Source organism: Pseudomonas sp. TE24901 (assembly GCF_054058375.1).
Map to the genome: position 1 here is coordinate 207475 of NZ_JBSSAF010000004.1, position 20712 is coordinate 228186.

21 protein-coding genes are annotated in these 20712 nt (G+C 61.1%); 10 read left to right on the forward strand and 11 right to left on the reverse strand.

Annotated features, from left to right (window positions below; all coding sequences use genetic code 11):
• Window positions 1-7 precede the first annotated feature (7 nt).
• Complete coding sequence (locus ACVWVP_RS09680) at window positions 8-490, reverse strand: GAF domain-containing protein (protein ID WP_178925024.1); 483 nt, start codon at window positions 488-490, stop codon at window positions 8-10.
• Window positions 487-1377, reverse strand: coding sequence for an ATP-binding protein (locus tag ACVWVP_RS09685; protein ID WP_178925022.1), 891 nt, complete (start codon window positions 1375-1377; stop codon window positions 487-489). Before ACVWVP_RS09685 ends, ACVWVP_RS09680 begins: the two co-directional genes overlap by 4 nt.
• 164 nt (window positions 1378-1541) lie before the next feature.
• Here ACVWVP_RS09685 and ACVWVP_RS09690 point away from each other — a divergent pair, with 164 nt between their 5' ends.
• A complete protein-coding gene (locus ACVWVP_RS09690; RefSeq protein WP_457405465.1) occupies window positions 1542-3851 on the forward strand; it encodes a response regulator in 2310 nt (769 codons plus the stop codon).
• Here ACVWVP_RS09690 and ACVWVP_RS09695 read toward each other — a convergent pair.
• The 3 genes from ACVWVP_RS09695 to msrB form a co-directional block, all read right to left on the reverse strand.
• On the reverse strand, window positions 3832-4296 hold the full coding sequence (locus ACVWVP_RS09695; RefSeq protein WP_178925018.1) for a MarR family winged helix-turn-helix transcriptional regulator: 465 nt from the start codon (window positions 4294-4296) through the stop codon (window positions 3832-3834). The genes ACVWVP_RS09690 and ACVWVP_RS09695 overlap by 20 nt on opposite strands.
• Complete coding sequence (locus ACVWVP_RS09700) at window positions 4293-4778, reverse strand: glutathione peroxidase (protein ID WP_176998239.1); 486 nt, start codon at window positions 4776-4778, stop codon at window positions 4293-4295. The genes ACVWVP_RS09695 and ACVWVP_RS09700 overlap by 4 nt, the downstream gene beginning before the upstream one ends.
• Window positions 4779-4962: 184 nt before the next feature.
• Entirely contained in the window at window positions 4963-5355 is a 393-nt protein-coding gene (msrB, locus tag ACVWVP_RS09705) for a peptide-methionine (R)-S-oxide reductase MsrB (RefSeq protein WP_457405469.1), read from the reverse strand.
• A gap of 202 nt (window positions 5356-5557) precedes the next feature.
• Here msrB and ACVWVP_RS09710 point away from each other — a divergent pair, with 202 nt between their 5' ends.
• Both ACVWVP_RS09710 and htpX read left to right on the forward strand, forming a co-directional pair.
• The gene (locus ACVWVP_RS09710) at window positions 5558-6769 is read left to right on the forward strand and encodes a pyridoxal phosphate-dependent aminotransferase (protein WP_016978462.1); all 1212 of its coding nucleotides are present in this window, start codon (window positions 5558-5560) and stop codon (window positions 6767-6769) included.
• A gap of 304 nt (window positions 6770-7073) precedes the next feature.
• The gene (htpX, locus tag ACVWVP_RS09715; RefSeq protein ID WP_178925016.1) at window positions 7074-7961 is read left to right on the forward strand and encodes a protease HtpX; all 888 of its coding nucleotides are present in this window, start codon (window positions 7074-7076) and stop codon (window positions 7959-7961) included.
• A 164-nt stretch (window positions 7962-8125) separates the two neighbouring features.
• On the opposite strand, the gene ACVWVP_RS09720 is transcribed toward htpX, so the two are convergent.
• The gene (locus ACVWVP_RS09720; protein WP_457405471.1) at window positions 8126-8782 is read right to left on the reverse strand and encodes a thiopurine S-methyltransferase; all 657 of its coding nucleotides are present in this window, start codon (window positions 8780-8782) and stop codon (window positions 8126-8128) included.
• Between the two features lie 103 nt (window positions 8783-8885).
• Here ACVWVP_RS09720 and ACVWVP_RS09725 point away from each other — a divergent pair, with 103 nt between their 5' ends.
• A complete protein-coding gene (locus ACVWVP_RS09725; RefSeq protein WP_457405473.1) occupies window positions 8886-9653 on the forward strand; it encodes a DODA-type extradiol aromatic ring-opening family dioxygenase in 768 nt (255 codons plus the stop codon).
• Between the two features lie 207 nt (window positions 9654-9860).
• Here the strand turns inward: ACVWVP_RS09725 and ACVWVP_RS09730 are convergent, their stop codons facing one another.
• The gene (locus ACVWVP_RS09730; RefSeq protein WP_178925012.1) at window positions 9861-11534 is read right to left on the reverse strand and encodes a DEAD/DEAH box helicase; all 1674 of its coding nucleotides are present in this window, start codon (window positions 11532-11534) and stop codon (window positions 9861-9863) included.
• A 422-nt stretch (window positions 11535-11956) separates the two neighbouring features.
• Here ACVWVP_RS09730 and ACVWVP_RS09735 point away from each other — a divergent pair, with 422 nt between their 5' ends.
• Window positions 11957-12748, forward strand: coding sequence for a crotonase/enoyl-CoA hydratase family protein (locus tag ACVWVP_RS09735; RefSeq protein WP_178925010.1), 792 nt, complete (start codon window positions 11957-11959; stop codon window positions 12746-12748).
• Between the two features lie 119 nt (window positions 12749-12867).
• Here ACVWVP_RS09735 and ACVWVP_RS09740 read toward each other — a convergent pair whose 3' ends face one another.
• Window positions 12868-13623, reverse strand: coding sequence for a spermidine synthase (locus tag ACVWVP_RS09740; protein WP_178925008.1), 756 nt, complete (start codon window positions 13621-13623; stop codon window positions 12868-12870).
• A 122-nt stretch (window positions 13624-13745) separates the two neighbouring features.
• Here ACVWVP_RS09740 and ACVWVP_RS09745 point away from each other — a divergent pair, with 122 nt between their 5' ends.
• Entirely contained in the window at window positions 13746-15092 is a 1347-nt protein-coding gene (locus ACVWVP_RS09745) for a class II 3-deoxy-7-phosphoheptulonate synthase (protein WP_259173301.1), read from the forward strand.
• Between the two features lie 113 nt (window positions 15093-15205).
• On the opposite strand, the gene ACVWVP_RS09750 is transcribed toward ACVWVP_RS09745, so the two are convergent.
• Together ACVWVP_RS09750 and ACVWVP_RS09755 are read right to left on the reverse strand one after the other, a co-directional pair.
• A complete protein-coding gene (locus ACVWVP_RS09750; RefSeq protein ID WP_457405479.1) occupies window positions 15206-16438 on the reverse strand; it encodes a winged helix-turn-helix domain-containing protein in 1233 nt (410 codons plus the stop codon).
• Window positions 16439-16483: 45 nt separating this feature from the next.
• A complete protein-coding gene (locus tag ACVWVP_RS09755; RefSeq protein WP_256732950.1) occupies window positions 16484-16690 on the reverse strand; it encodes a DUF1127 domain-containing protein in 207 nt (68 codons plus the stop codon).
• A 70-nt stretch (window positions 16691-16760) separates the two neighbouring features.
• On the opposite strand from ACVWVP_RS09755, the gene ACVWVP_RS09760 reads away from it, so the two are divergent.
• A complete protein-coding gene (locus ACVWVP_RS09760) occupies window positions 16761-17642 on the forward strand; it encodes a LysR family transcriptional regulator (RefSeq protein ID WP_178925002.1) in 882 nt (293 codons plus the stop codon).
• On the opposite strand, the gene ACVWVP_RS09765 is transcribed toward ACVWVP_RS09760, so the two are convergent.
• Entirely contained in the window at window positions 17632-18381 is a 750-nt protein-coding gene (locus ACVWVP_RS09765; protein WP_457405482.1) for a sulfite exporter TauE/SafE family protein, read from the reverse strand. The genes ACVWVP_RS09760 and ACVWVP_RS09765 overlap by 11 nt on opposite strands.
• Window positions 18382-18490: 109 nt before the next feature.
• Between ACVWVP_RS09765 and ACVWVP_RS09770 the strand changes: the two genes are divergently transcribed.
• The 3 genes from ACVWVP_RS09770 to ACVWVP_RS09780 all read left to right on the forward strand — a co-directional run bounded on the left by ACVWVP_RS09770 (window position 18491) and on the right by ACVWVP_RS09780 (window position 20712).
• Entirely contained in the window at window positions 18491-19441 is a 951-nt protein-coding gene (locus ACVWVP_RS09770; protein ID WP_457405484.1) for a LysR family transcriptional regulator, read from the forward strand.
• Window positions 19442-19521: 80 nt separating this feature from the next.
• Window positions 19522-19974: a MarR family winged helix-turn-helix transcriptional regulator gene (locus ACVWVP_RS09775; RefSeq protein ID WP_178924996.1), complete on the forward strand. Its 453-nt coding sequence runs from the start codon at window positions 19522-19524 to the stop codon at window positions 19972-19974.
• A 318-nt stretch (window positions 19975-20292) separates the two neighbouring features.
• The gene (locus ACVWVP_RS09780) at window positions 20293-20712 is read left to right on the forward strand and encodes an organic hydroperoxide resistance protein (protein WP_178924994.1); all 420 of its coding nucleotides are present in this window, start codon (window positions 20293-20295) and stop codon (window positions 20710-20712) included.

The following is a 20712-nucleotide window of genomic DNA, read 5'->3' on the forward strand; positions in this document are numbered from 1 at the left end:
TCACCGATCAGCAGTCAGTCAAACGCAGGAAAATAGCCGCCAATTGCTCGATGCCCGCCTGGTCCTGGAGGGTAAACCGCGCCAGCGACGGGCTGTCCAGGTCAAGGACACCAATCAACGTACCGTCCTTGACCAATGGCACCACCAGTTCGCTGTTCGAGGCGCTGTCGCAGGCGATGTGCCCCGGGAACGCATGCACGTCCTCCACTCGCTGGGTTTGCCGTGACGCCGCCGCCGCGCCGCATACGCCACGGCCGAACGGAATGCGCACACAGGCAATCTGGCCCTGAAACGGGCCAAGTACCAGTTCTTCATTGCGGTTGAGGTAGAAACCGGCCCAGTTCAGGTCTTCCAACTGATTGAAGAGGAACGCGGAAAACTGCGCGCTGTTGGCAATGAAATCCCGCTCATCAGCCAGCAGCGATTCCAACTGCGCGCACAGCATGGCGTAGCCATCCAGGCCCGTGCCGGCGTGTTGTAGGTCGATCATGGTTGACGCTCCAGCAATTTGAGGCCCACCCAATAACGGGCGAATTGATAGGCACAGCGGCCATTGCGGTTGCCGCGGCCGGTGGCCCAGCGCACGGCAAGGATGTCGAGCGCCTCGTCACGCTGCCATTGCAGACCGGCCTTGCGCGCCAACTCGCCGATCCAGTGCTCGACCACGTCCAGGAAGTGTTCCTGGGTGAATGGGTAGAACGACAGCCACAGGCCAAAACGGTCGGACAGGGCAATCTTGTCTTCCACCGCTTCGCTTGGGTGCAACTCACCATCCACCCGCTTCCAGTTGTCATTGTCACTCTGGTTTTCCGGCACCAGGTGACGCCGGTTGGACGTGGCGTACAGCAATACGTTTTCCGGCGCCTGTTCGAGGGAGCCGTCCAGCACACTCTTGAGTACGCGGTAGTCGCCCTCGCCTGCCTCGAACGACAGGTCGTCGCAGAACAGGATGAATCGCTGCGGCAGCTTGATCAGTTGCTCCACCACCCGTGGCAGGTCGGCCAGGTGGTCGCGCTCGATTTCGATCAGGCGCAGGCCAGCCTTGGCGTGCTGGGCCAGCAAGGCGCGCACCATCGACGATTTGCCGGTACCGCGCGAGCCCCACAGCAGCGCGTGGTTGGCGGGCAGGCCGTCGATGAATTGTTGGGTATTGCGGGCCAGTTGTTCGCGTTGTTTGTCCACGCCGATCAGGTCGGACAGGCGCATGTCCAAGCTCACGTCCAGCGGCAGCAGGAAGCCGGTGCGGCCTTCGCGCTGCCAACGGGCGGCGAGGCACTGGTTCCAGTCAACGGCTTGGCGTGGCGCAGGCAACAAGGGTTCCAGGCGAGCAAGTACCGCATCGGCCCGCTCAAGAAAGGCATTCAATCGAGAATCCACGATTATTCCTCTGGCAAGTTCTTGCAAAAGATGGCGTATTGGCAACCCTGCGGCAGACCGCACGAGGCTGCGTAAAAAAACGATTCATGCCGGCCAAGCCAGAGCCTGTGGATGTTCAGCTATGCTTGCCGGGCGAAGGGAAACGTGAAGTGGTTCAACACTCGATGGATATCAAGTTCGCCCACCGCTTGTCTTATAAACAAGCCAGATTGACTGTGCTGGTCGGTTTCGTCTTGGGAACCTTGCTCAGCCTGATCCAAATCGGTATTGATTATGCCAGCGAAGACGCATCCATCAACCGTGAAATTCGTTCGCTGATCGAAATCAGCCACAACCCCGCCTCACGCATTGCCTACAACATCGATGCCGAGCTGGCCCAGGAACTGACCCTGGGTCTGCTGCACTCGCCTGCGATCACCCACGCGCAATTGATCGACAACAATGGCGTGGTCCTGGCGGACGTTGATCGCCCACGCAAGGAGAGCTCCTACCGTCCCATCAGCGATTTCCTGTTTGGCGCCAGCCGCCAGTTTGAAGACCGCCTGTTCCTCAGCCACATGCCCAACGACTCCCTCGGTGTGCTGCGCCTGGATGTGGACACCTACGCCTTCGGTAGCCGTTTCCTGCGGCGCGCGGAAATCACCCTGCTCAATGGCTTCGCCCGCAGCCTACTGCTGACGGGCATTTTGCTGGGCCTGTTTTACGTGATGCTGACCCAACCCTTGGTCCGCATCATTCGCGCCTTGAGCACCAGCAAACAGGCCCACCTGGATTGCCCGCCCGGGCATGAGAACGATGAAATCGGCGTGCTGGTCAATGTCGCCAACCAACAATTCGAAAACATGGAGACTGAAATCCAGCAACGCCGTCATGCCGAGGACCGTCTCACCGAGTACCTGGGGCAACTGGAAGACATCGTCTCGGCGCGCACCCTGGAACTCAAGGCCAGCAACCAACGCTTGAGCCAGTCCAACGACGAGCTGGAGGCGGCCAAGATGACCGCCCTAGGCATGGCCCAGGCGCGGGCGGCGTTCCTGGCCAACATGAGCCATGAGATCCGCACGCCCCTCAACGGCTTGCTGGGCATGATCGCGCTGTCCCTGGACAGCCCGTTGAATGCCGAGCAACGCCAGCAACTGTCGATTGCCCACGACTCCGGCAAGGTGTTGGTGGAACTGCTCAACGATATTCTCGACCTGTCCAAGTTCGACGCCGGGCAGCTGGAGCTTGAGCGTATCCCGTTCGATCTCGGCGCCCTGGTGGAAGACACCGCCAACCTGCTTTCGCAGAATGCGGCGCCGAGCGTCGAGCTGACGTGCCTGATCGACCCGCAATTCCCCGCCCAAGTGATCGGTGACCCGACACGTGTGCGGCAGATCGTCAGCAACCTGCTTTCGAACGCCTTGAAGTTCACGCGCTTCGGCCGCGTTGACGTGCGTCTGAGCGCCCATGAAGGCCAGGTCAAGATTGAAGTGTGCGATACCGGCATCGGCATTGCCCAGGAAGCGCAGGTCAAAATCTTCCAACCCTTCACCCAGGCCGGCGCGGGCATCACTCGCCAGTTCGGTGGCACGGGCCTGGGCCTGGCGCTGACCCACAACCTGTGCGAAGCCATGAAGGGACGCTTGAGTATCAGCTCGGAAGTGGGCTTTGGCAGCCAGTTCTGTGCCGACCTGCCATTGCCCACCCACCTGCCTGCGGTTGGCTATGCCCCCCTGGCGGGTGAGGTAATTGCCATCACCAGTGCCGACAGTGGCCTCACGGAGCTGCTCACCACCCTGCTGCCCCATTGGGGGCTGACACCTCGCTGCTATTCCCGCGATGAGGACCTGAGTGGGCAAACCCCCGATCTGCTGATCACGGACTGCCCCGAATGCCTGTTCCGCCTGCGCCCGACCAGCAACGCACCGATCCTGCTGGTCACCGCCTACGGCAACTTCATGCCCAGCGAAGAAGTAGCGGCCCTGGCGCCGTTGCAACAGCAGGCCCGCCCGCTGAGCCGCAACGCGCTGTACCAGATACTGCAACGCAACCTGCGCAGCGACACACAGCTGATCCTCGACCCCATCCAGATGGAGTCCCCGCCGCTCGCGCACCGGGCGCGCATCCTGTTGGTGGAGGACAACGCGGTCAATCAACTAGTGGCCAAGGGCATGCTCGGCAAGCTTGGGTGCGAAGTGGTCGTGGCCGCCCACGGCGGCGAGGCGCTCAAACGTCTTGAGGAGCAGCGCTTCGACATGGTGTTGATGGATTGCAACATGCCCGTGATGGATGGCTACGAGGCCAGCCGGCAAATCCGCCGCAGCGGGCGCTGGCCGGACCTGCCCATCGTCGCCCTGACCGCCAACGCCCTGTCGGAAGAGCGCGAACGTTGCCGGGCCGCCGGAATGGATGACTACCTGGCCAAGCCGTTCCGGCGCGAAGAACTCAACGCCCTGCTGGACCTGTGGGTGCCTAAGACGACAAGCCTCTGATCTGTGCCAGCAACTGATCCAGGCCCTGGCGCAAGGCATCGGCCTGGTTCAGGTCGACGCCGCTGTCACAGAGCAAGCGGGTTTTGAGGCGGTGGGCTTGGTCGTACAACCCGATGCCCGCCTCGCTCAACCCCAAGTGCACTTCGCGCTCGTCCATGGCACTGCGCTGACGCTTGACCAGCCCCAACTGCTCAAGGCGCTTGAGCAGTGGCGTCAGGGTGCCGGAGTCGAGCATCAGCCGCTCCCCCAGGGCCTTGACTGTGGGCTGCGCGGGCTTTTTTGAATGCCATTCCCACAACACCAGCATCGCCACGTATTGCGGGTAGGTCAGGCCCAGCTCATCCAGCATCGGCTTGTAGGCGCGGGTCACCGCCCGTGAGGCGACATAGAGCTTGAAGCACAGCTGGTCATCCAGGGCGAGGGACACGGTCGGGGCGGCAGTCATTTGAGCAGGGCTTCGATCTCTTGGGTCAGGTCCTGGGGCTTGGTGGTCGGGGCAAAGCGCTTGACCACCTGGCCGTCGCGACCGATGAGGAACTTGGTGAAGTTCCACTTGATGCCCTTGGAACCCAGCAGCCCCGGTGCCTGCTTCTTGAGCTGTACGAACAGTGGGTGGGCCTCGCTGCCATTCACGTCGATCTTCTTGAACAGCGGGAAGCTGACGCCGAAGTTCAGCTCGCAAAATTCGGAAATGGCCCCTTCGTTACCTGGCTCCTGCTTGCCGAACTGGTTGCAGGGGAAGCCCAGCACCACCAGGCCCTGATCCTTGTATTGCTGCCACAGTTGCTCAAGGCCTTTGTATTGCGGGGTGAAGCCACACTTGCTGGCGGTGTTGACCACCAGGATGGCCTTGCCGGCAAAGTCGGCCAAGGTCTTTTGTTCACCCTTGATGGTAGTGCACGGGATGCTCAGCAGGTTGTTGCTCATGGCAATGCCTCGATAAAGGAGAAGTGGGACAAACATAGTAGGCAATTGAATTGCGTGCAATTTAATTGACCAAACTGATACCCCACCATCACCACCAATCCCCGTAGGAGCCCGGCTTGCCGGCGATGGCGTCCGTGAGATCGCCATCGCCGGCAAGCCGGTCTCTTACGGGTACGGTGTTGAATCAGCGCGGAACGAGGTCCAGGCACACCGAGTTGATGCAGTAGCGCAGGCCAGTCGGCGGCGGGCCATCCGGGAATACATGGCCCAAGTGGGCATCGCATTTGGCGCAGGTGACTTCGGTGCGGATCATGCCGTGGCTGACGTCACGGATCTCGATCATCGCGCTGTCGGCAATCGGCGCGTAGAAGCTCGGCCAGCCGCAGCCGGAATCGAACTTGGTGGAGGAATCGAACAGCGGCTCATTGCAGCAAATGCAGTGGTACACACCATCGGTCGTGGTGGCGTTGTACTTGCCGGAAAACGGCCGCTCGGTGCCTTTGAGCCGGCAGACCTGATATTGAGCGGGGTCGAGCATTTCCCGCCATTCCTCCAGCGTTTTATCCAACTTTTCCATCGGTACACCTCGGCAACTGAAAAACCCTGATCTGTGTCTTTTCCATGGATCAGGCGGCACGTATGATTGCGCCTCTTCAAAACGCCAGTCTGGCACCCGCGCTACCGGCATTCAAACGTATTTATGGGTGCAGGCCTCGCAGGATTCGCAGTACGGTCGTGCCCACACCGTCTGGATCGTTCATTTTCAGGATCACATCGCCATGCAGGTCAGCAAATCGAACAAGCTCGCCAACGTCTGCTACGACATTCGCGGCCCAGTGCTCAAGCACGCCAAACGCCTGGAAGAGGAAGGCCATCGCATCCTCAAGCTGAACATTGGCAACCCGGCGCCTTTTGGTTTCGAAGCGCCGGACGAAATCCTCCAGGACGTAATCCGCAACCTGCCGACCGCCCAGGGCTACAGTGACTCCAAGGGCCTGTTCAGCGCGCGCAAGGCGGTGATGCAGTACTACCAGCAAAAGCAGGTGGAAGGCGTCGGCATCGAAGACATCTACCTGGGCAACGGCGTGTCCGAGCTGATCGTGATGTCCATGCAGGCCCTGCTCAACAATGGCGACGAAGTGCTGGTGCCGGCCCCCGACTACCCGCTGTGGACCGCTGCCGTGACCCTGGCCGGCGGCCACCCGGTGCACTATCTGTGTGACGAAGGCGCCGACTGGTTCCCGGACCTGGCCGACATCAAAGCCAAGATCACCCCGAACACCAAGGCCCTGGTAATCATCAACCCGAACAACCCCACCGGCGCGGTGTACTCCAAGGAAGTGCTGCTGGGCATGCTCGAACTGGCGCGCCAGCACAACCTGGTGGTGTTCTCCGACGAGATCTACGACAAGATCCTCTACGATGACGCCGTGCACGTGTGCACCGCCTCCCTGGCGCCGGACCTGCTGTGCCTGACCTTCAACGGCCTGTCCAAGTCCTACCGCGTGGCGGGTTTCCGCTCCGGCTGGATCGCCATCTCCGGCCCCAAGCACAACGCCCAGAGCTACATCGAAGGCATCGACATGCTGGCCAACATGCGCCTGTGCGCCAACGTGCCGAGCCAGCACGCGATCCAGACCGCCCTCGGCGGCTACCAGAGCATCAATGACCTGGTCCTGCCCCAGGGCCGTCTGCTGGAACAGCGCAACCGTACCTGGGAACTGCTCAATGCCATCCCGGGCGTAAGCTGCGTAAAGCCCATGGGCGCGCTGTATGCCTTCCCACGCATAGACCCGAAGGTCTGCCCGATCCTCAATGACGAGAAGTTCGTACTCGACCTGCTGCTGTCGGAAAAGCTGCTGGTGGTGCAAGGCACCGCGTTCAACTGGCCGTGGCCGGATCACTTCCGCGTGGTGACCTTGCCGCGTGTGGATGACTTGGACATGGCCATTGGTCGCATCGGCAACTTCCTCAAGTCCTATCGCCAATAACGAAGTGGCGCTGTGCGATCGTCATACGGTCGCACAGCGATTATCTGGCAACACTTCTCTGCCCTGCCTGACCGCCCCCCCCATCGCGGCACGCCACGGATCGGCCAGCCCCCTATAATTACGGGACGGCAAGGCATGAATGTGGTGATCAAAAGCGACTTTCCAGATCGGAAAAACCTCTCAAGGCTCTACATTCAGGCTGTAGGACACAGTTTGAAATAGTCGCTCGGTTGAATAGCCCCAGGCCGCACCTTATATACCCCGCAGTACGCGACATATTAAGCATGAGGAGAACTCTACAACCATGATGCGCATCCTGCTGTTCTTGGCCACTAACCTGGCGGTCGTGCTGATTGCCAGCATCACCCTGAGCCTTTTCGGCTTCAACGGGTTCATGGCGGCCAACGGGGTTGATCTGAACCTCAATCAGCTGCTGGTCTTCTGTGCGGTCTTTGGTTTTGCCGGTTCGCTGTTCTCGCTGTTCATCTCCAAGTGGATGGCGAAGATGAGCACCAGCACCCAGGTGATCACCCAACCCCGTACCCGGCATGAGCAATGGTTGCTGCAGACCGTCGAGCAACTGTCCCGCGAAGCCGGGATCAAGATGCCCGAAGTCGGGATCTTCCCGGCCTACGAGGCCAACGCCTTTGCCACCGGCTGGAACAAGAACGACGCACTCGTTGCCGTCAGCCAGGGCATGCTGGAACGCTTCTCGTACGATGAAGTGAAGGCGGTACTGGCCCACGAGATCGGCCACGTGGCCAACGGTGACATGGTCACCCTGGCACTGGTGCAGGGCGTGGTGAACACCTTCGTGATGTTCTTCGCGCGGATCATCGGCAACTTTGTCGACAAGGTGATCTTCAAGAACGAAGAAGGCCGCGGTATCGCCTACTTCGTGGCGACCATCTTCGCCGAAGTGGTGCTGGGCTTCCTGGCCAGCGCCATCACCATGTGGTTCTCGCGCAGACGGGAATTCCGTGCAGACGAAGCCGGCGCACGCCTGGCCGGCACCGGGGCAATGATCGCAGCCCTGCAGCACCTGCGCTCCGAGCAGGGCCTGCCGGTGCATATGCCGGACAGCCTGACGGCATTTGGTATCAACGGCGGCATCAAGCAGGGCATGGCTCGCCTGTTCATGAGCCACCCGCCGCTGGAAGAGCGAATCGACGCGTTGCGTCGTCGCGGCTGACGGTCAGTAGATCACACACAAAAAAGGGGCGATTTGATCGCCCCTTTTTTATTGCCTGTGATTTCTGTGCCAAGGCTTCTGTCGTCATCGCTGGCAAGCCAGCTCCTACAGGGGTATGCATTCCAAATGTAGGAGCTGGCTTGCCTGCGATAGCGGCTGCACGGTCAACGCTTCGCCAACTGGTAGACACGCTCCTCAAGGCGATCAACACCGTCCTGCACGAACTTCCAGCTCTCAGCCAAAATGTCCTGCTCTTCCAGCTCTGCCAACGCCCAGTACTCCCCCAGCAACACCTTCACCTCTTCATCGGTGACCGCAAAAGGTGGGCCGGCTTTCTGGGTCTGGTCATAATCGAGCGTGATCAAAACGCCCTGGCAACCAGGCACCAGCACGTTGCTGAGGTGCTCGCAGTAACGCGCCCGCATCAGGGGCGGCAAGGCAATCAGTGCAGCGCGGTCGTAAAGCGCAGTGCAATCGGCCACGTCCCCCGGGCCTAGCGCGAAAAAATCACCGCACCACAGCTCCACCTGATCAGCCTGGTACACCGTGAAGGCCCCCTGCTGGCTGATCCGAGGCGTGAGCCCTTGCTCTGTGAAGAAGGCCTCCACCGCCTGCTCCGACAGCTCCACGCCCATCACTCGGTGCCCGTGACTGGCCAGCCACATCAAATCCAGGCTCTTGCCACACAGTGGCACCAGTACCTTGGTGCCTTCAGCCAGTGCAAGCCGCGGCCAGTGTCGCTGCAAGTACGGATTGACCTCAGGCAAGTGAAAGCCGATCTGATTGCGCGCCCAGCGCTCCTGCCAAAACTTAGGCTCCATAAATCACCCTGAAAATTCGATCAAAAGGCGCTAAAACTTATATTAGATTTAGATCAATGATCTGATTGAAGATGGTCCCATGTTAACGCTCAGGACCCAACTTATGTTCCCCAGCCTGTTTATCTCCCACGGCTCGCCCATGCTGGCCCTGCAACCCGGCGCCAGTGGCCCGGCCCTGCAGCGTCTGGCCGCCGAATTGCCCCGTCCCAAAGCGATCGTGGTGGTGTCGGCACATTGGGAAAGTCACGAATTACTCGTCAGCGGCAGCCCGACCCCGGAAACCTGGCACGACTTCGGGGGCTTCCCCCGCGAATTGTTTGCCGTGCAGTACCCCGCACCCGGCGATCAGCAGTTGGCCGCTGAAATTGTGGCGTTGCTGCACGCCGACGGTTTGAATGCCCACATCGATGAACGGCGCCCCTTCGACCACGGCACCTGGGTACCGCTGTCGCTGATGTACCCGGCTGCCGATATTCCGGTGGTCCAGGTGTCACTGCCGAGTCGTATGGGCCCAGCGCTGCAGACGCGCGTGGGGCATGCCCTCGCCAGCCTGCGCGAGCAAGGCGTATTGCTGATTGGCTCCGGCAGCATCACCCACAACCTGGGCGAGCTGAACTGGCGTGCCGGGCCAGAAACCATTGAACCCTGGGCGCGGGATTTCCGTGACTGGGTGGTGGACAAGCTGGCCGCCAACGATGAAACCGCGCTGCATGACTACCGCCGCCAGGCGCCCCATGCCGTGCGCAGCCATCCCAGCGATGAACACCTGTTGCCGCTGTACTTTGCGCGGGGTGCGGGGGGTGACTTCAGTGTCGCTCACCAAGGCTTCACCCTGGGCGCGCTGGGCATGGACATCTACCGCTTCGGCTGACGCCAATCCAATCATGGAAACGGGCGTGTGTAGGAGCTGGCTTGCCTGCGATGCAGGCACCTCGTTGTGCCAGGCAGACCAGGGTGATCCTATCGCAGGCAAGCCAACTCCCACAGTTGGCGAGTGTTGATCCGAAAATACCAGGCAAAAAAAATCCCCGAACCAGTCGGGGATTTTTTATGTGCGATCAATCAGCCCAAGGGCGGATCAATCTTCGCGGTAGCGACGCAGTTTGAGCTGCTTACCGGCAACGCGAGTGTCTTTCAGCTTGGTCAGCAGTTTTTCCAGACCGTCTTCCGGCAACTCCACCAGGGAGAAGCTGTCACGGACCTGGATACGACCGATGGCTTCACGTGCCAGGCCACCCTCGTTGAGGATAGCGCCCAGCAGGTTCTTGGCAGCGATACCATCACGCGCGCCCAGCGCGGTACGGCAACGAGCACGGCCTTCAGCCAATGGAACCGGAGCACGACGCTCACGATCACCACGGTCTGGACGGTCGCCGGAACGCTCTGGACGATCACCGCGTGGCGCGCTGTTCGGAACCAGTGGGCGTTCTTTTTCGATGGCAGCCAGGGTCAGGGCTTGACCGTTGGTTGCTTTGCGCAGCAGGGCTGCAGCCAGGGCACGCGGGGTGCAACCGATATCGGCAGTCAGGCGGTCCAGCAGGTCGCCGTGGGTCGATTCAGCATCAGCCACCAGCGGCGACAGGCTGTTGGTCAGTTTCTTGATGCGCGCGTCCAGGACAGCCTGGGCGTCCGGCAGGCGGACTTCGGCAACTTTCTGGCCAGTCACACGCTCGATCACTTGCAGCATGCGGCGCTCACGTGGAGTCACCAGCAACAGTGCACGACCTTCGCGACCTGCACGGCCAGTACGGCCGATACGGTGAACGTAGGACTCTGGATCGTACGGCATGTCAACGTTGAACACGTGGGTGATACGTGGAACGTCAAGACCACGAGCAGCAACGTCGGTCGCTACAACGATGTCCAGGCGGCCATCCTTGAGGGAGTCGATCACGCGCTCACGCTGGTTCTGGGCGATGTCACCGTTCAGCGCAGCGGCTTTGTAGCCTTTGGCTTCCAGGGCACTGGCCAGGTCCAGGGTCGCTTGCTTGGTGCGCACGAACATGATCAGGGCGTCGAAGTCTTCGACTTCCAGCAGGCTCAAGACAGCCGAGGTCTTCTGGTCAGCGTGAACCAACAGGTGAGCCTGTTCGATCGCGGTAACGGTCTGGGTCTTGGTCTGGATCTTGACGTGCTCCGGGTCACGCAGGTGACGCTCGGCAATGGCACGGATCGACTGTGGCAGGGTGGCCGAGAACAGCACGGTCTGACGGGTCGGAGGCAGTGCCTTGAAGATGACTTCCAGGTCATCCATGAAGCCCAGCTTCAACATTTCGTCAGCTTCGTCCAGAACCAGGTGGTTCACGGTCGACAGCACTTTCTCATCACGACGCAGGTGGTCGCACAGACGGCCCGGGGTGGCGACAACGATCTGTGCGCCATTACGGATTGCCTTGAGTTGTGGGCCCATCGGCGCGCCGCCGTAAACGGCCACAACGGTGACGCCTGGCATTTGCTTGGCGTAGGTTTCAAAAGCGGTTGCTACTTGCAGCGCCAACTCACGGGTTGGCGCCAGGATCAGGGCTTGCGGTTCGCGCTTGGCAGGGTCGATGCACTGCAGGATAGGCAAAGCGAACGCGGCGGTTTTGCCGGTACCGGTTTGCGCCTGGCCAATCATGTCCTTGCCGGCCATGATGATCGGGATCGATTGCTGCTGAATCGCCGAAGGCTCTTCGTAGCCGGTCGCTGCGACGGCTGCAAGAATATTCGGGTTCAGATTAAAAGCGGCGAAGCCGCCGGTTTCCTGGGTCATGGGTCTGCCTCTAAGTGCATCCGCAAAGACCCATGCTCCAAAGCTGCGCATGCCGTGTTGAGACTCAAGAGTCGCCCTGGCTGCTTTGTCGGCGGGGATTTGCGAAAACGAATGAATGAAAAAGATTCGTCAAGGAAGAGTCCGCTGTGCGGACGTGCAGCCGAAGCTGACTTCGGGGAATTGCGCTACCTAAACGCGGCCCGGTTAAAGGCCGGCGCGCACTATACCGGAAATACCTGAAAAAGGGAGCTTTTTTTATCGCAAAGCACCGATAAACCGCGCTGTGTCACAGTCTTTGCAGATAAGCGCGCCAGGGTCTATTTTTCAAAGGCCCGGCCCTGTTGGTCACAACGCTTAAACGGTTCACCTAACCCTTTGGACCCTTTGGTCTGAAACCTTCCCTGCGCCCGAGGGCACACCCGATGAATCAAGCCAGCAGCAGTCGCGTCAGCCGTGAATTACAGGGCCATGTCCTGCTGTTGGGCCTGGACCGAGTCGCCAAGCGCAATGCCTTTGACCTGGACCTGCTCAATGAATTGAGTCTGGCCTATGGCGAATTTGATCGAAACGAGGAGGCCCGGGTGGCCGTGGTGTTTGCCCACGGCGATCACTTCACCGCCGGGCTGGACCTGGCCAATGTCAGCGGCGTGATGGCCGGAGGCTGGCAGCCCCCGTTGGGCGGCTGCGATCCCTGGGGCGTATTCGCCGGTCCACGGGTGAGTAAACCGGTGATCGTCGCCGCCCAGGGTTACTGCCTGACCATTGGCATTGAGCTGATGCTGGCCGCCGATATCAACCTGTGCGCCAGCAATACGCGCTTTGCGCAAATGGAAGTGCAGCGTGGGATCTTTCCGTTTGGCGGCGCGACCTTGCGCTTTCATCAGATCGCCGGCTGGGGCAACGCGATGCGCTGGCTGCTCACCGGCGACGAGTTTGACGCCCACGAGGCCCTGCGCCTGGGGTTGGTACAGGAAGTGATGGCCAGCGAAGACCTGCTGCCGCGCGCCCTTGAGCTGGCCAACCGCATTGCACGCCAGGCGCCGCTGGGTGTGCAGGCCACTTTGATGTCGGCGCGACTGGCGCGCATGGAAGGTGAAACGGTGGCGGCCGCGGCGTTGCCGCCGATGGTGGATAAGTTGCTGAACAGTGAAGATGCCAAGGAGGGTGTGCGGGCGATGGTCGAGAAGCGGCCGGGGGTGTTCAAGGGGATTTAGTCGCCGGCAGTGATGGCCTCTTCGCGGGCAAGCCCGCTCCCACCTTTGTACATGTACATCCTTTGGAATGCGGCCGAATGTGGGAGCGGGCTTGCTCGCGAAGGCGTCGGTACAGACAACTAGGTCGCAGGCCGGATCGCCTTGATCAGCGACTGCAACGAATACCCCAACCGCGGCGCCAAGGCTTCGGCGCGGGCCGACAGCGCCTGCATATCCAGCGGCTGGTCCAGGTCTGACGGCACCAGCAGGATCACATTGCCCTCCTTCACCGGCAGTTCCCAATAATGCCGGTGGTACAACCCACGCAGCAACGCGGCGCCCAACGGCTTGCCATCATCCGTGGCCCATTGGTTGATCACCAACCAACCACCCGGGTTGAGTTTCTTCTGGCAGTTTTCCAGGAAGGTCCAGGCCAGGTGCCCGACGCCGGGGCCGACATCGGTGTACAGGTCGACGAAAATCAGGTCGGCCGACTCGGCCGTCTCCAGCAGTTGCAGGGCGTCGCCGATGCGAATGTACAACCGCGGATCATCATCCAGCCCCAGGTACTCGATGGCCAGGCGCGGTACGTCAGGGCGCAGCTCAATGGCCTCGACATCCTCCAGCGGCAGGAACTTGAGGCACGCCTGGGTCAGCGTACCGGCACCGAGCCCCAGGAACAGCGCACTCTCCGGCAATTCATGGCACAGCGCACCAATCAGCATCGCGCGGGTGTAGTCGTATTCCAGCCAGCTCGGATCGGCGGTAAACACGCAGCTTTGCTCGATGGCATCGCCAAACTCGAGAAAACGGTAATCGGCCACTTCGAGCACACGGATCATGCCGAAATCATCATGGACTTCGGCCAGCAGGCGCTCGACACGCTCCTCGGTCATCACTACTCCTAACGGGTTGGGCACTGCAAAGGCGCGATTGTCGGCCAACCGGCGGCAACAGGTCACGCACTAATTGCTGATAACATTGGCGCCCGACCGTCAACCACCCAATCGAGTTCATGATGAGCCAACCCTGGAGCCCCGACAGCTGGCGCGCCCTGCCGATCCAGCAACAACCCCAGTACCCGGACGCTGCACACTTGCTGCAGGTGGAGCAGAGCCTGGCCAGCTACCCGCCGCTGGTGTTTGCCGGGGAAGCCCGCGAGTTGCGCCGTCAGTTTGCCGAAGTGACCCAGGGTCGCGCGTTCCTGTTGCAGGGCGGTGACTGCGCCGAGAGTTTTGCCGAGTTCTCAGCGGCCAAGATCCGCGACACCTTCAAGGTGCTGCTGCAGATGGCCATCGTGATGACCTTCGCCGCCGGTTGCCCGGTGGTGAAAGTCGGGCGCATGGCCGGCCAGTTCGCCAAGCCGCGTTCGGCCAACGATGAGACCATCGACGGCATCACTCTGCCGGCCTACCGTGGCGACATCGTCAACGGCATCGGTTTCGACGAAAAAAGCCGCGTGCCAGACCCGGACCGCCTGCTGCAGTCGTACCATCAGTCCACCGCCACCCTGAACCTGTTGCGCGCCTTTGCCCAGGGCGGCTTTGCCGACCTGCACCAGGTGCACAAGTGGAACCTGGACTTCATCGCCAACTCCGCCCTGGCCGAAAAGTACAGCCAGTTGGCCGACCGCATCGACGAAACCCTGGCCTTCATGCGCGCCTGCGGCATGGACGATTCGCCGCAACTGCGCGAAACCAGCTTTTTCACCGCCCACGAAGCCTTGCTGCTCAACTACGAACAAGCGTTCGTGCGCCGCGACAGCCTGACCAACGACTACTACGACTGCTCGGCCCACATGCTCTGGATCGGTGATCGCACTCGCCAGTTGGACGGCGCCCACGTCGAGTTCCTGCGTGGCGTGAACAACCCGATCGGGGTCAAGGTCGGCCCGAGCATGAACCCCGACGACCTGATCCGCCTGATCGACATCCTCAACCCGGACAACGACCCAGGCCGCCTCAACCTGATCGCGCGCATGGGTGCCGGCAAGGTCGGCGACCACCTGCCAAACCTGATTCGCGCCGTCCAGCGCGAAGGCAAGCAGGTGCTGTGGAGCTCCGACCCGATGCACGGCAACACCATCAAGGCCAGCAGTGGCTACAAGACCCGTGACTTTGCGCAGATCCTCAGCGAAGTGAAGGCGTTCTTCCAGGTGCACCAGGCCGAAGGCACGTATGCAGGCGGCATCCACATCGAAATGACCGGGCAGAACGTCACCGAATGCATCGGGGGCGCGCGGCCGATCACTGAGGACGGTTTATCGGACCGCTACCACACTCATTGCGACCCACGGATGAATGCCGATCAGTCGTTGGAGTTGGCGTTTTTGATTGCGGAGACGTTAAAGCAAGTTAAGCGCTGAGATTTTAGTTGTCTGGGCTGTCGCCTTCGCGAGCAAGCCCGCTCCCACATTTGTACGCGTACCTCCTCTGGAATACGGTCAAGTGTGGGAGCGGGCTTGCTCGCGAAGAGGCCCTAAAAACCACTATCCATTTTAGCCATTGCCACCCGCAACCTATCAGCACTCGGTCGCTGGCAATTGAGCTGCACCTGCTCCAGCCCCAACCAGCTGGCCATTTGCAGCAGGTTCGCAGCCAGCGCCTGCATGCCCTCTTCGTCCAAAGCCGGTTCTTCTTCATGCACCGCATGCACGGCCAGGCGCCCATTGGCGCGTTCGGCGCGCAGGTCGACGCGTGCGGCAATCCGTTCGTTGTGCAAAAACGGCAGCACGTAATAGCCGAACACCCGCTTGTCCTGTGGTGTGTAGATCTCCAGCCGGTACCGGAAATCAAACAGACGCTCGGTGCGGCTGCGCTCCCAGATCAGTGAATCAAAGGGTGACAACAGGGCGCTGGCCGGAACCTTGCGCGGCACTCGGGGTTCGGGAAGACAATAGGCAAGCGACTTCCAACCCTGGACCTGGCACGTCACCAACTGGCCATCCTCGACCAGTTCCGCCAAAGCGCTGCGACTGTCGGCCGGATCCAGGCGGAAATAATCACGCAGGTCTTTCTCGGTGCCCACGCCCAGCGCAGTGGCGCTGTGCAGCAGCAAGCCGTGGTGGGCCTCGGCTTCGCTCAAGGCGGGGTGTTGAAGGATGTCGTCCGGGATGACACGCTCCGGCAAATCATAGAGCCGTTCAAAACCGCGCCGTCCTGCAACCGTGACCAAGCCGGCCGCGAACAGCCATTCCAACGCATGTTTCTCATCACTCCAGTCCCACCACGGACCGGCCCGCTCCTCACGGGTCGACAGGCTGCCCGCACCCAATGCGCCTTGCTGCTCAACGCTGCGCAGCACGCGCTGGATAGTGGCCTGTTGTTCACGACCAAAACGCGCCATCTGCGAATAGATGCCCTGCCCTTGCTTGGCTCGCTCCATGCGCCAGCGCATCAGCGGGTACAGCGCCATGGGCAGCAATGAGGCTTCATGCCCCCAATATTCGAACAGCGAACGTCGCCGGCCCTGGCTCCAGGCCGCCTGTTCAAGCATCAAGGGGGCGTAGTTGCCCAAACGGGAAAACAGCGGCAGGTAATGGGAACGCACGACGGCATTCACCGAATCGATCTGCAACACCCCCAACCGATCGATCATCCGGTTCAGGTGCGCGGCCTTGATCAGCGCAGGCGCCTGGCGCCCGGAAAATCCCTGGGCCGCCAGCGCCATGCGTCGAGCTTGCTTGAGTGAAAATGACAGGTCGGCAGGCATGGGGGTCTCCGTGTGGGCTCGCCGACTACCCTACTGCATCCGCGATCATTTTCGCAGCGGGTCTTCCCAGAAATGCAGGTGACGCTCTTGCTCTACATCGGCACGGTTGAGGCCGATGTCCTTGAGCGCTTCGTCGCTCAGGCTCGCCAGCATCTGGCGCTCATGGTGCAGCGCCTGCCAGCGCGCCACGGTGTGAAACAGCCCGGAAAACGGACGTTTCGCCATCAACACAAACCCGGTTTGACCTTTCATCTTTTCGCCCTCCAGTGGGGATGACGCCAGTGTGTGCTTGGCACTATGATCAATCCAACGAATGTTTTTTATGCAATACATCTCGGAGATTGATCAATTGTCAGGCTACCCGAGCATCGACACTGACGTGCTGCGCACCTTCGTCGCCATCGCCGATCAGGGCGGGTTCACCCGCGCGGGAGAACTGGTCAACCGCACGCAATCGGCGGTGAGCATGCAGATGAAACGCCTGGAAGAGGACGTGCTGCAGCGCAAGCTGTTTGAGCGCGACGGCCGCCAGGTGCGGCTCACGCCCGAAGGCCAGGTGCTGCTGGGCTATGCGCGGCGCATCCTGAAATTGCACAGCGAGGTGTTCAACACGCTGCGCGAGCCGCATATGGTGGGGCTGGTGCGCATCGGCACGCCGGACGACTACGTGATGCGCTACCTGCCGGGCATCCTCAAGCGGTTCTCCAAGGCGTACCCGTTGATCCAGATCGAGATGCACTGTGAGTCGTCATTGGTGTTGATGCAGCGGCGGGACCTGGCACTGACCGTCATCAGCCGCGAGCCCGGCAGTGAAATCGGCGAACTGCTGCGCAATGAGCGCATGGTCTGGGTGGCGGCGCCGTGCTTTTGCGTGGAAGAACATGAGTCTCTGCCGCTGGCCATTTCCGGCCTGGACAGTTTTTGCACCCAGTGGACCCGCGCCGCGCTCGATGCGGTGGGGCGTGATTACCGCCTGGCCTACCACAGCTCCAATGGCGCGGCGATCCAGGCGGTGGTCGGCGCAGGCCTGGCTGTCACGGTCAGCATGGAAAGCCTGGTGACCGAAGACCTGCGCATTCTGGGCAGCGAAGAAGGATTCCCGCCATTGCCGTCGGTGAACCTGCGTTTGTTGCGCAACCCGGCAATGACTTCGCCGATCACCGAATGCCTGGCCGAATACATCCTCGAAGGCTTCAAACTTTGAAGGTGAGCATCACCGCACAAACCGCCAGGAAGCCGCTGAACAAACCGCGCAGCACGCGTTCCGGCAATGCGTGGGCCACTTTCACGCCCCAACTGATACTCAACAGGCCGCCGACGGCCAGCGGTACACCGATCATCCAGTCCACTTCGTGGTGCCAGGCGTAAGTCACCAGAGTCACGCCGGTACTGGGCAACGCCAGCGCCAGGGACAGGCCTTGGGCTACCACTTGGGTGGTGCCAAACACGCTGGTCAGCACCGGCGTGGCAACCACCGCACCGCCCACGCCGAACAGGCCGCCCATGGAGCCCGAGGCCGCGCCCAACACACCCAGCCAAGGCCAGGAATAGCGCATCTGCGCGGTGGGCGGCGCATTGCGCGTGAACATGCGCAGCAGATTGTAGGCCGCCAGCGTCAGCAGAAACGCAATAAAGCCGACGCGCATGGCCCCCGCGTCCAGGCCCACGGCCCAGATAGAACCGAGCCAGGCAAAGCTGAAACCCATCACGCCCAATGGCAGTGCGTGGCGCAGTTCGATGCGGTTGCGCTGGTGATAACGCCACAGGGCCAGCATCACGTTAGGCACCACCATGACCAGTGCCGTGCCTTGGGCAAGCTGCTGATCCAGGCCAAACAACACGCCCAGCACCGGGATTGCAATCAACCCGCCACCAATGCCAAACAGCCCGCCGACCGTGCCCAGAGCCGCGCCCAATAAGAGGTACATCGCCAAATCCAACACCGCTCATTACTCCAGAAGCCCAGGCCTTGCATGCTACGCAGTCGGCTCTGGCGCGGAAACGCACAGCAACGCACAATGGCTGTGCCAATCTCGCATAAGCGTATATTCCATGAATCCTAATGCCCTGACCGATCAACTGGGTCTGTTCCTCGATGTGCTGGAAACCGGCAGTTTTTCTGCGGCTGCGCGCCGCCATCCGCTGACACCTTCAGCGGTGGCGCGACGTATCGACAGCCTGGAAAACTCGGTGGGCAGCCAGTTGTTCCAGCGCAGCACCCATGCGGTGGTGCCCACACCGGCAGGCCTGGCCTTTGCCGAGCGTGCGCGGCGGATCGTCAGCGAACTGCAATTGGCACGGGCCGAGACGGTGTCCTTGAGCCATGCGCCGGAAGGTTTGATTCGTGTGGATGCACCGGCGGCGTTTGGTCGGCGGCACCTCGCCCCGGTGATTGCCGACTTCCTGAATGTGTACCCAGGCCTGGATGTGCACCTGCACCTGATCGACAGCTTTGTGGACATGCAGGGCGCGCACCTGGGCAAGGTTGACCTGGTGCTGCGCGCCGGGCATATCGTCGACACCCGACTGATTGCCACGCCCCTGGCCAGTATCGTGCGCATCGCCTGCGCCAGCCCGGCTTACCTGAAAAACCGCGGTACACCCACTCATCCGCACGAACTCAGCGACCACGACGGCCTGGACTGGGATGGGCTGGCGCCAATGTTCGCCTGGCGCTTCGAACTGGATGGGCGCCGCGCCACCTATCGCCCAAAACGTATCCGCATGAGCGCCAACAATGCCGAGGCGCTGCTGTCGGGCGCTTTGGCAGGGTTGGGCATCGCTCACCTTCCCACCTGGCTGGCGAGTGAATACCTGGTACGCGGCGAATTGCTACCGCTGTTCTGCGAAAACGGCCTGCCCAGCCCGGAAACCACAGGAATCTACGCACTGCGCCTGGAACAACAGGCCAACGCCCGCAGTCGCTTGCTGCTGGAATACCTCAAGTCACGTTTCAGCCCTGTGCCGCCTTGGGATCTGGCGCTGCAAAGCGGCTTGGTCTGACCGGGCAGACAGAATTATCTGGCGCATTAAAGATTTGGCCGCTAGATTCCAGCCCAGACACGCTTTTTCGAGGCACCGCCATGAGCAAGAACCCTGCCCCATGCGAATCACTGATGCTGGACAACCAGCTGTGCTTTGCCCTGCACTCCACATCGCTGTTGATGACCAAGGTCTACAAACCGCTGCTGCAAGCCCTTGGCCTGACCTACCCGCAATACCTGGCCATGATGGTCTTGTGGGAAGAAGACGGTTTGACCGTCGGCGAAATCAGCAGCCGACTGCTGACCGACCCGGGCTCACTGACCCCACTGCTCAAGCGGCTGGAGGCCGAAGGTCTGCTCAGCCGCACCCGCAGCCGTGAAGATGAACGGGTTGTCGTGGTGGAGTTGACCGACGCCGGCCGCGCCTTGCAGGACAAGGCTATGGGCATTCCACAGTGCATTCTCGGCGCCAGCGGTTTGGAGTTGGAACAATTACTTAAGCTGCAGGCAGATCTCGTTGCATTGCGGAGCAATCTGCAGAACGCCATCTAGACCTATTGCCACTCCCCCTGTAGTGAGCGGGCTTGCCCCGCGCTGGTGGCGAAGCCGCCTCAACCCGGCCTCCGCATTCTTCCAGGTAGAGCTGGATGACTGGTTTTGGGGCGGCTCCGCCACCCAGCGCGGGCAAGCCCGCTCACTACAAGAATCGGTTGCAGCAAATTTCATTAGCGCCCTCCCACATTGACTGACAGTCGCTCACAAAAATAATTTGTAAATTTATCTTGCGCGCAAAACATTAGCGCTATACATTCGCCTCACCAACTACTTAGCGCGCAAACATTTAGCGCTAAAAACCAAGAGGACGACACCATGCAAACTCTCTATACCGCAGTAGCCACCGCCACCGGCGGCCGTGATGGCCGTGCTGTTTCCAGCGACAACATCCTCGACGTAAAACTCACCACCCCCAAAGAACTGGGCGGTGCTGGCGGCCAGGCGACCAACCCTGAGCAACTGTTCGCCGCCGGCTACTCAGCCTGCTTTATTGGCGCACTGAAGTTCGTCGCCAGCCAGACCAAACGCAAAATCCCCGATGACGCGTCGATCACTGCCCACGTCGGCATCGGCCAGATCCCTGGTGGTTTCGGTCTTGACATCGACCTGAACATCAATCTGCCGGGCCTGGCCCAGGACGACGCGCAAAGCCTGGTCGATGCTGCCCACCAGGTGTGCCCGTATTCCAACGCCACCCGTGGCAACGTCGATGTACGCCTGCACGTGACCGTCTAA

What these genes read in the sequence shown, in the direction of transcription:
- ACVWVP_RS09710 (WP_016978462.1), top strand. Translation starts at nt 5,558, where the DNA reads ATGCAGGTCAGCAAATCGAACAAGCTCGCCAACGTCTGCTACGACATT.
- msrB (WP_457405469.1), bottom strand. Translation starts at nt 5,355, where the DNA reads ATGGAAAAGTTGGATAAAACGCTGGAGGAATGGCGGGAAATGCTCGAC.
- ACVWVP_RS09720 (WP_457405471.1), bottom strand. Translation starts at nt 8,782, where the DNA reads ATGGAGCCTAAGTTTTGGCAGGAGCGCTGGGCGCGCAATCAGATCGGC.
- ACVWVP_RS09780 (WP_178924994.1), top strand. Translation starts at nt 20,293, where the DNA reads ATGCAAACTCTCTATACCGCAGTAGCCACCGCCACCGGCGGCCGTGAT.
- ACVWVP_RS09690 (WP_457405465.1), top strand. Translation starts at nt 1,542, where the DNA reads ATGGATATCAAGTTCGCCCACCGCTTGTCTTATAAACAAGCCAGATTG.
- ACVWVP_RS09755 (WP_256732950.1), bottom strand. Translation starts at nt 16,690, where the DNA reads ATGAAAGGTCAAACCGGGTTTGTGTTGATGGCGAAACGTCCGTTTTCC.
- ACVWVP_RS09745 (WP_259173301.1), top strand. Translation starts at nt 13,746, where the DNA reads ATGAGCCAACCCTGGAGCCCCGACAGCTGGCGCGCCCTGCCGATCCAG.
- ACVWVP_RS09760 (WP_178925002.1), top strand. Translation starts at nt 16,761, where the DNA reads ATGCAATACATCTCGGAGATTGATCAATTGTCAGGCTACCCGAGCATC.
- ACVWVP_RS09770 (WP_457405484.1), top strand. Translation starts at nt 18,491, where the DNA reads ATGAATCCTAATGCCCTGACCGATCAACTGGGTCTGTTCCTCGATGTG.
- ACVWVP_RS09740 (WP_178925008.1), bottom strand. Translation starts at nt 13,623, where the DNA reads ATGACCGAGGAGCGTGTCGAGCGCCTGCTGGCCGAAGTCCATGATGAT.
- htpX (WP_178925016.1), top strand. Translation starts at nt 7,074, where the DNA reads ATGATGCGCATCCTGCTGTTCTTGGCCACTAACCTGGCGGTCGTGCTG.
- ACVWVP_RS09735 (WP_178925010.1), top strand. Translation starts at nt 11,957, where the DNA reads ATGAATCAAGCCAGCAGCAGTCGCGTCAGCCGTGAATTACAGGGCCAT.
- ACVWVP_RS09725 (WP_457405473.1), top strand. Translation starts at nt 8,886, where the DNA reads ATGTTCCCCAGCCTGTTTATCTCCCACGGCTCGCCCATGCTGGCCCTG.
- ACVWVP_RS09700 (WP_176998239.1), bottom strand. Translation starts at nt 4,778, where the DNA reads ATGAGCAACAACCTGCTGAGCATCCCGTGCACTACCATCAAGGGTGAA.
- ACVWVP_RS09730 (WP_178925012.1), bottom strand. Translation starts at nt 11,534, where the DNA reads ATGACCCAGGAAACCGGCGGCTTCGCCGCTTTTAATCTGAACCCGAAT.
- ACVWVP_RS09775 (WP_178924996.1), top strand. Translation starts at nt 19,522, where the DNA reads ATGAGCAAGAACCCTGCCCCATGCGAATCACTGATGCTGGACAACCAG.
- ACVWVP_RS09750 (WP_457405479.1), bottom strand. Translation starts at nt 16,438, where the DNA reads ATGCCTGCCGACCTGTCATTTTCACTCAAGCAAGCTCGACGCATGGCG.
- ACVWVP_RS09680 (WP_178925024.1), bottom strand. Translation starts at nt 490, where the DNA reads ATGATCGACCTACAACACGCCGGCACGGGCCTGGATGGCTACGCCATG.
- ACVWVP_RS09695 (WP_178925018.1), bottom strand. Translation starts at nt 4,296, where the DNA reads ATGACTGCCGCCCCGACCGTGTCCCTCGCCCTGGATGACCAGCTGTGC.